Here is an 8321-nt window from a genome sequence, read left to right as displayed (position 1 = left end):
TGCCCGGTTCATCCTGGACGTGCGCGAGGCGCGCAAGATCCCGGTGGTCCTTGTCGAACATGACATGAGCGTGGTGATGGATCTTGCCGACCGCGTGGTGGTGCTGGATTTCGGGCGGGTCATCGCCGAGGGCACGCCGGCGGAAATCCAGAAGAACCCGGCCGTGATCAAAGCTTATCTGGGATAGTTTCATGGTCACGCAGCAATCTGCCAAAACCTTCACCGACCCCGCCGTCACGCAAAGCGAAACCCTGCCGCAGGTCCTGTTGGCACGGGCGGGCTCCGCCCCCGATGCCTTGGCCCAGCGTCACAAGCGGCTGGGCATTTGGCGCGAGTTCACCTGGGCCGATGTGCTGGAATGCGTCCGGGCGCTGGCGCTTGGTCTGGAGGAGATGGGTCTTTCGGCCGGCGACTCGGTGATGCTGATCGGCGAGAACGAACCCGAACATTTCTGGGCCGAATACGCGGTTCAGTCTTTGGGCGGCAAGGTCCTGTCGGTCTATCCCGACCAGACAACCGAAGAGATCCTCTATCTGGCGCAGGATTCTCGCACCCGTGTCTTTTTGGCGCAGGATCAGGAACAGGTCGACAAATGCCTGGAGATCGTCGACCGGGTCGAGGGGGTGCTTGGGATCGTCTATTGGGATGATTCCGGGCTGTGGAACTACGATCACCCCATGCTGCGCTCGTTCGAGAGGGTCAGCCAGACCGGGAGGCAGGTCCACGCCAAGGACCCAGAAAGGTTCGACGATCATGTGCGGCGCGGCAAGGCCGGCGACATCGCGGTTCTGTCCTATACCTCCGGCACCACCGGCAAGCCGAAGGGTGTGATCATCACCCACCGCTACCTGTTCGACAACACGTCGCGGGTGATGGGTGCGATCGACATCACCCCGGGGACGGAATACCTGACCTACATCTCCCCCGCTTGGGTGACCGAGCAGATCTTTGGCCTGTCCATCGGCCTGATCGGCCCGATGGTGGTGAATTTCCCCGAAGGTCCCGAAGACGTGCTCGCCAATATCCGCGAATTAGCGGTGGACGCGCTGGTTTTCAGTCCGCGCCAGTGGGAGAACCTCGCCTCGATCGTGCAGGCGCGGATGCTGGGCGCCGGTCCGATACGCCGGGCGCTGTACAACTGGGGGATGAAGGTCGGCCGCGGCGTCTATGTCGAACGCCTGGAAGGCCGGACGCCAAGGCTTGCCGCGCGGCTTCAACTGCCCTTTGCCGAGGCTCTGGTGTTGCACCACCTGCGCGACAATCTCGGCCTGGGAAAGGCCCGGAACGCCATGAGCGGCGGCGCACTGATGGCTCCGGACGTGTTCCGCATGTTCCACGCGATGGGCGTCAAGCTGCGCAACGTCTATGGCGCGACCGAGGTCGGGCTGATGACCGCGCATATGGGCGAAAGCTATCAGCTGGAAACCAGCGGCTGCTGGATGCAGACCAATCCCGCCTATGGCGATCCGCTCGAATTCCGGATCTCCCCTGAGGGCGAATTGCAGGTGCGCGGCGGGTCGGGCTTTGGCGGATATTTCGGCAAACCGGACAAGACGGCCGAGGCGCAGACCGAAGACGGCTGGTATGCCACCGGCGACGCGGTCTCGATGACCGACGATGGAGAGCTCTTGTTTTATGACCGGGTGAAAGACATGCGCCGCCTGGCAAACGGTCACAGCTATCCGCCGCAGTTCATTGAAACGCGGTTGCGCTACAGCCCCTTCATCAAAGATTTAATGACATTGGGTGACGAATCCCGTGACTCCGTCGGCGCGCTGATCAATATCGACATGGAAGTCCTCAGCCGCTGGGCGGAAGAGAACAATATCAGCTTCTCGACCTATACCGATCTGTCGCAAAAGCCCGAGATTCTGGATCTCATAAAGGGCGAGATTACGCGCATTAACGCCTTGCTGCCGGAAGGTTCACACGTTGCGCGGTTTGCGAATTTTCCGAAAGAACTCGACCCGGACGAAGGTGAACTGACCCGGAGCCGGAAACTTCGGCGCGGATTTCTGGAAGAGCGATATGCGGACCTTGTCGCGGCTATCTATAGTGGTGCCGACAAGGCCGATCTCAAGATCGCCGTGACCTATCAGGACGGCCGCCAGGGCACGCTTGAGGCCAAGGTTCTCGTGTTGGATGTCGAGAGCATATCAAAGACTGTCAACCGGCAGTCGGAAACATAAGGGAGGTCGGCAACAGTGGTCTACTTCGTCAATGACATCATAACCGGGGCATTGATCGGCCTGCTATACGCGCTGGTGGCCATGGGCTTTGTCGTGATCTACCGCGCCAGCAAGGTTTTCAATTTCGCTCAGGGCGAACTGGTGATCATCGGCGGCTTCATCGTCTGGTTCACCACCTTGCAGGCCGGATTGAGCCTTTGGCTGTCGATACCGCTGTCGCTGCTTCTCGCAGGTTTTGTAGGATACCTGATCGAGCGGATATTTCTGACAAAACTGATCGGTGAATCGGTCTTTTCGATGGTCATGGTGACAGTCGGCCTGCTGATTTTGCTTCGCGGGTTTGTTCTGCTGCTGTTCGGCCCCGCGGTTCGGCCCTTCCCGGTAATCTTCCCGCTGAAACCCCTCTTCCTTGGGGACATGCTGATTCCGTTGAACCTGCTGATTGGTGGAATCATCACCATTGTCGCGGCCGCCGGTCTGTCGTGGTTCTTCAACCGGACCCGACCCGGGCTGCGGATGACAGCGGTGGCCGAAGATCATGTCGTTGCGTCTTCAATGGGGATCTCCGTGAAGAGTTCGATCGCCTTCGCCTGGGTTCTCGGCGCAATACTGTCCACGGTTGGCGCGATGATCTTTCTCAGCGGCAAATCCCTGACCTTCCTGGCCTCCGATATCGGATTTGCCGCGCTGCCCGTGGCGCTGTTCGCCGGGCTGGAATCGATCGGAGGGCTGATTTTGGCCGGGGTCATCATCGGCATCGTCCAGAGCCTGACAACAAACTACCTCGACCCAGTTATCGGCGGCTCCCTGGGCAGTGTCGTGCCCTATATCATCATGCTTGCCATTCTGCTGATCCGTCCCACCGGCCTGTTCGGTTGGCGCACCATCGAGCGGGTATAAGCCATGGATCCTTCAGGCATCTTCCCGACAAGCTATCAAGCCGACAGACGCCTCATACGCACGCGCTGGCAGGCACTTGCCCTCGTCCTGTTCCTCGCTCTCATGCTGGCGGCTCCCTATCTAGTGGGCGCGCGCATCATCGCAGTCCTGAACATGATGCTGATCAGCGCGGTCATCGCCGTGGGACTTCAGATATGCACGGGTTATGCCGGCCAGATCAATCTGGGCCAAGCGGCATTCATGGGTGTCGGAGCCTATACCGCCTCGATACTGGCCTCCAAAACCGGGCTTACATTCCTGTTGGTCATTCCCCTGGCGGGAACCGCAGCCGCGGTATTCGGCTTTCTCTTCGGACTGACCGCGGCCCGGATCAAGGGTTTCTATCTTGCCCTGACGACGATCGCGGCACAGTTCATCTTTCATTTCGCGGTCTTGAATCTGCCGTCGACCTGGATGGGTGGATCAAACGGTATCACTGTGCCGCCTGCGGAACTTTTCGGCCTGCGCTTCGTCAGCGAGACCGCGCAGTTCTATCTGAGTTTCGCTGTTGCCGCGATCATGATTGCGGGCGCATTCGGGATCGTCCGGTCCCGGTTCGGCCGTGCCTTCGTCGCGGTCCGGGACGATGACGTGGCTGCGGGTATCATGGGGATCAACGTCGCGGCCACCAAGGCCAACGCCTTTCTGATCGGTGCTTTCTACGCCGGCGTGGGTGGGGCGCTTTGGGCCTATATGATCCGCTTTGTCGGGGTCGATCAGTTCACGCTGTTCCATTCCATCTTCTTCGTAGCGATGATCATTGTCGGAGGGATGGGGTCGATCGTGGGGGCGTTGATCGGTGTTTTCGTCATTCGCATCATTCAGGAAATTATCGCGACGGTTGGCCCCAACATCGCCGAGTCAGTGCCTTTCGTGGGCGGCGACATCGTGTTCGCCGGCATGAATGTAATTCTCGGCGGCGTGATCGCTTTATTCATGATTCTCGAACCGAAAGGGCTGATGCATCGCTGGAACATCCTGAAGTCATCTTATCGCATCTGGCCGTTCCCTTATTGACGGATCGGGCGGCCAGCAACCAAAGAGGAAGCAAAATGACCTACAAAACACATTCAGGCCTTCGTAGTCTGTTGGCAGTGAGCGCTATCGCCTTCGCAACCGTCGTGCCTGCGAAGGTGCAAGCCGAAACGAGCTATAACCTTGCCCTGTTGTCGGACTTCTCGGGTCCCTATGCCGATATCATGCCTGTTCTGGCAAGCGGCCGCGAGACCGTGTTCAACTGGTGGAATGAGACACGCGGCAAGGAACTTGGGGTCACGCTGAACTTCAAGAACTATGAAACCCGCTACGATGCAGCACAGGTTGCAAGCCTGTGGCCCGGCATCAAATCGGAACTGAATCCGATAGCGGTTGTTGGTTTGGGCGGGCCCGATGTCGCCGCTCTGTCTGAGCGGCTGCCGGAAGACAAGATCCCCATGTTCATGTCCACGGCCGCTTATGGCTTTGCCTGGAAGCCCGATTCCTGGATTTTCAATCCGCGCCCGACCTATTCGCATGAGAGCGCAGGATTTCTGTCCTGGCTGCGCAAGCAGCGGGGCGGAGACGAGCCGATCAAGGTTGCGATCCTGGCCTCCGAAGCTTCTCCTGCCTATGTGGACATGGCGAAGGGTCTCGAGCTTTACGCCGAACAGAATCCCGATGATATCGACATCGTCGAGGTTATCTATACCGAGGTGCAGCCCACCGATCTGACAACCCAGATGCGCCGCGTCGCACGTTCAGGGGCCGAGGCGCTGGTCATCCAGACCAACACTTCGATCGTCGTGGCCGCTAAGCGCGGATTGCAGGCCAACGGCGCCAACGTCCCGATCATGATGAGCTCGCACAACGGGTTGCCGGCCTCCGGAGGGGCCCTGGGCGGTCTCGAACAGCTCGAAGGCGATTACGAAGCCTACGGTATGGCGATTGCGGCCGACGAGGACAGCCCGGCCCGGCAGTTCTATAACACCCTGACCTCAGACTACGGGCTTAAAGCGCCCTGGAACGTGGTGACCGCCATGGGCATTTCTCAAGGTCTCTTTGTCGCCACGGTCATCGAGCACGCGATCCAGGAAAACGGCGCCGAAGGTCTGACCGGCGAAGCGGTGCGCAAGGCGCTCTTTTCCAAGCCGATCACCACCGAGGAAACGAACGGTTTCCTGCCGACGCTAACCTTTACCCCTGATGCGCCCTTCCCGCTGGAAGGCCTCAAGGTGAATATTGGCACGGTCAAAAACGGCAAGATCGTCATCGAAGCGACGAGCGTCGACATTCCCGTCGTTCAAAAATGGTGAGATGAACCGGGCGCCGCACAAGCGGCGCCCGTTCCCGTCCCGAAACCCAGGCGCGAAGGCCATGCTGGAACTCAACAACGTAGAAGTGATCTATTCCGACGTTATCTTGGCGCTCAAGGGTGTTTCCATCACTGTACGCGAAGGTCAATGCGTCGCGCTGCTTGGGGGCAACGGGGCGGGAAAAAGCACAACGCTTAAAGCCATTTCCGGGACGCTGAAATCCGAAGACGGGAAAGTTTCGGCGGGATCGATCATCTTAAACGGCAAGCCGGTCCAGAATCTGGAAGCGTCGGATGTTGTAAAGAACGGACTGATCCACGTGATGGAGGGCCGACGCGTGTTGCGTCACCTGACCTCCGAGCAAAACCTGATCGTGGGCGGGCATATGGCGCCCAACGCGGCCGAATTGAAACACCGGCTGGATCACGTTTATTCCCTGATGCCGCGCCTTGCGGACCTGCGCAGTCGCACCGCCGGCTTCATGTCGGGTGGCGAACAGCAATTGTTGCTGATCGGCCGGGCAATGATGGCGAGGCCTAGGATCATCGTAATCGACGAGCCGTCGCTGGGATTGGCGCCGATGATGATCCGCGATGTTTACGAAGTTCTCAAGCAGCTCAAGGCCCAAGGCACGACCTTCTTTCTGGTCGAACAGAACAGCGCCGCGGCCCTGTCGATCGCCGACTATGCCTATGTGATGGAAAACGGTCGCATCGTTCTGGATGGCCCGGCAGACAAACTCGCAGAAAACGAGGACGTCAAAGAGTTCTATCTTGGTGTCTCCGCCTCAGGTGAACGGAAGAGCTATCGCGACATCAAGCACTATCGGCGCCGCAAGCGCTGGCTCGGGTAGGAAGGAACGACAATGAGTGACATACTCCATATCAAGGGACGTACTGCAATTGTAACCGGAGCGGGGCAAGGCGTGGGTCGACAGGTTGCGCTTTACCTGGCCGAGCACGGCGCGGGTGCCGTTGTGATCAACGACTTCCACGCCGAGCGGGCGGAAAGCGTTGCTGCGGAAGTCGAAGCGGCAGGTGTCAAGGCGCTGCCGATCGCCTTTGACGTCTCGGACTTCGAGGCCGTCGGCGCGGCCTTCGCCGAGGCGCAGTCGGCTCTGGGAAGCGTGGATATTCTGGTCAACAACGCCGGGAACGCGGGGCCGACCTCGCGGCTCGATGATCTGGTGCCTTTTTGGGAATCGGACCCCACGGAATGGAAGCGCTGGATGGCGACCAATTTTGACGGGGTGCTGAACTGTACCCGTCACGCGATGCCCTTGATGGTCAAAGGTGGTTATGGGCGCATCGTGACGGTCATTTCCGATGCGGGCCGTGTGGGCGAGCCGCATCTGGCGGTCTATTCCGGCGCTAAAGCGGGGGCCGCGGGTTTCATGCGCGCCATCGCAAAAGCCGGCGGCCGGTTCGGGATCACGGCCAATTGCGTAGCCCTCGGCGGCACCAGAACGCCGGCGGTTGCCGATCTTATCCCCGATGCGGAAACCGAAAAGCGAGCTTTGTCGCAGTATGTGATCCGCCGGTTGGGCGAACCGGAAGATCCTGCGGGAATGATACTGTTTCTGTGCTCGGATGCGGCCAGTTGGATCACCGGGCAAACCTATCCAGTCAATGGCGGGTATTCCTTTGCCTGCTAACAACCAATGCGGAGAATGGACCTTAGACAGGTCCTTCTCCAAGAAGGGTTTTATTGTCGGCACCGATGGCCGGCGGCGGACCGGACAATTCGGTCTCGAAACCGTCAAATTTCAGGGGCTGGACCAGAAAGACCTCGGCACCGCCATCTTCGCGCGCAAGCGTTCGCAACAGGCCTCTGGCGCGCACATGCGGGTCATCAAGAGTTTCGGCCAGCGAATTGACCGGGCCCCAGGGCACCCCCGCCCCATCGAATATCTGCCCCCATTCATCGCGCGTCCTGCCCACCAGTACCGCCGCGATCTCTTGGCGCAGCTCGTCCTTTCGGGCGACACGTTCGCGGCCTTTCAATCCCGCATGCTCGGGCTTGCCGATCACTTCGCAGAACGGGCGCCAGAACCAATCTTCATGCGCGATGGACAGCGTCACAAGCTTGCCGTCGCCGCAGGTGAAAACGCCATAGGCCGGTTCGGCGATGAAATCGCCCAACGGTGTGCCATTGGCCGCGGGTACGAGAAACGCGGTGAGCATGGAAACCACCGCATCCGACATCGACACGTCGACATAGCGGCCATTCCCCGTCCTCTGGCTGGAGACCACTGCCGAAAGTATTGCAATGGCCGCAAACAGCGCGGCGCCGATATCGGCAAGCGGAATAGCCGGCAACACCCCGGGTTTTCCGGTTTCGGCCTGATCTGCCAACAATCCGCCGACACCTTCATAACTCAGGTCGTGCCCCGCCCGGTCACGATAGGGCCCATCCTGTCCGTAGCCCGAAACCGACACGTGAACCAGCCGCGGGTTGATCTTTCGTATCGCTTCATACCCGGCTCCCAGCGCGTCGAGCTTCCCGGGCCGGAATCCCTCGACGATCACGTCGGCCGACCGGGCCAATTCACGGAACCGGGCCAGCCCCTGGGTGGATTTCAGATCCAGCGCCACGCTGCGCTTGCCCCGGTTCAGCGCCCTGAACAGCGGCGGAAACTGCCGTGCCGGATCGCCAAGGCCCGGACGTTCGATCATGATGACCTCGGCCCCCATGTCCGACAAGAGCATCGTCGCATACGGGCCGGGAAACTGTTCCGCCAGGCTAAGGATCTTCAATCCGGAAAGTGGTGCATTGCTCATTTTGGTCTCTCGTTCTCGTTTCACCCGCGTGCGGGTCCGCCCATAGCATCGCAAGACCCTGCGAAAAGCAACCCCAAAATCTAAAATTATCTATATAACTCAGAGGCTTACCATGGTTGAAG

7 protein-coding genes and 1 pseudogene are annotated in these 8321 nt (G+C 59.7%); 7 read left to right on the top strand and 1 reads right to left on the bottom strand.

What is annotated here, in order from left to right:
- The 7 genes and pseudogenes from ACFC3J_RS21110 to ACFC3J_RS21080 form a co-directional block, all read left to right on the top strand.
- Positions 1–187, top strand: a pseudogene (locus ACFC3J_RS21110) (ABC transporter ATP-binding protein); the annotation flags it as partial.
- Positions 188–191: 4 nt separating this feature from the next.
- The gene (locus ACFC3J_RS21105) at positions 192–2189 is read left to right on the top strand and encodes an AMP-binding protein (protein WP_375197951.1); all 1998 of its coding nucleotides are present in this window, start codon (positions 192–194) and stop codon (positions 2187–2189) included.
- A gap of 15 nt (positions 2190–2204) precedes the next feature.
- Positions 2205–3089 carry a branched-chain amino acid ABC transporter permease gene (locus ACFC3J_RS21100; RefSeq protein ID WP_348195896.1) on the top strand — a complete coding sequence of 295 codons (885 nt, stop codon included), beginning with the start codon at positions 2205–2207 and terminating at the stop codon, positions 3087–3089.
- 3 nt (positions 3090–3092) lie between these two features.
- Positions 3093–4145 (top strand): branched-chain amino acid ABC transporter permease, encoded by a 1053-nt coding sequence (locus ACFC3J_RS21095; protein ID WP_375197950.1) that lies wholly within the window; start codon positions 3093–3095, stop codon positions 4143–4145.
- Between the two features lie 35 nt (positions 4146–4180).
- Positions 4181–5419, top strand: coding sequence for an ABC transporter substrate-binding protein (locus ACFC3J_RS21090; RefSeq protein ID WP_375197949.1), 1239 nt, complete (start codon positions 4181–4183; stop codon positions 5417–5419).
- Positions 5420–5480: 61 nt separating this feature from the next.
- The gene (locus tag ACFC3J_RS21085; protein ID WP_375197948.1) at positions 5481–6272 is read left to right on the top strand and encodes an ABC transporter ATP-binding protein; all 792 of its coding nucleotides are present in this window, start codon (positions 5481–5483) and stop codon (positions 6270–6272) included.
- Between the two features lie 12 nt (positions 6273–6284).
- Entirely contained in the window at positions 6285–7073 is a 789-nt protein-coding gene (locus ACFC3J_RS21080; RefSeq protein ID WP_375197947.1) for an SDR family NAD(P)-dependent oxidoreductase, read from the top strand.
- A gap of 22 nt (positions 7074–7095) precedes the next feature.
- Here ACFC3J_RS21080 and ACFC3J_RS21075 read toward each other — a convergent pair whose 3' ends face one another.
- Positions 7096–8199 carry a CaiB/BaiF CoA transferase family protein gene (locus ACFC3J_RS21075; RefSeq protein WP_375197946.1) on the bottom strand — a complete coding sequence of 368 codons (1104 nt, stop codon included), beginning with the start codon at positions 8197–8199 and terminating at the stop codon, positions 7096–7098.
- Positions 8200–8321 lie beyond the last annotated feature (122 nt).

Origin of the sequence: Sphingobium sp. (genome assembly GCF_041987595.1) — a bacterium.
Taxonomy (GTDB): Bacteria; Pseudomonadota; Alphaproteobacteria; order Sphingomonadales; family Sphingomonadaceae; genus Sphingobium.
The sequence above is the reverse complement of the archived record's forward strand: the minus strand, read 5'-3'. Positions and strand labels throughout refer to the sequence as shown.

Bases quoted from the DNA above. Each gene is read 5' to 3' on its own strand.
- ACFC3J_RS21105 (WP_375197951.1), top strand. From the start codon at position 192: ATGGTCACGCAGCAATCTGCCAAAACCTTCACCGACCCCGCCGTCACG.
- ACFC3J_RS21095 (WP_375197950.1), top strand. From the start codon at position 3,093: ATGGATCCTTCAGGCATCTTCCCGACAAGCTATCAAGCCGACAGACGC.
- ACFC3J_RS21090 (WP_375197949.1), top strand. From the start codon at position 4,181: ATGACCTACAAAACACATTCAGGCCTTCGTAGTCTGTTGGCAGTGAGC.
- ACFC3J_RS21085 (WP_375197948.1), top strand. From the start codon at position 5,481: ATGCTGGAACTCAACAACGTAGAAGTGATCTATTCCGACGTTATCTTG.
- ACFC3J_RS21080 (WP_375197947.1), top strand. From the start codon at position 6,285: ATGAGTGACATACTCCATATCAAGGGACGTACTGCAATTGTAACCGGA.
- ACFC3J_RS21075 (WP_375197946.1), bottom strand. From the start codon at position 8,199: ATGAGCAATGCACCACTTTCCGGATTGAAGATCCTTAGCCTGGCGGAA.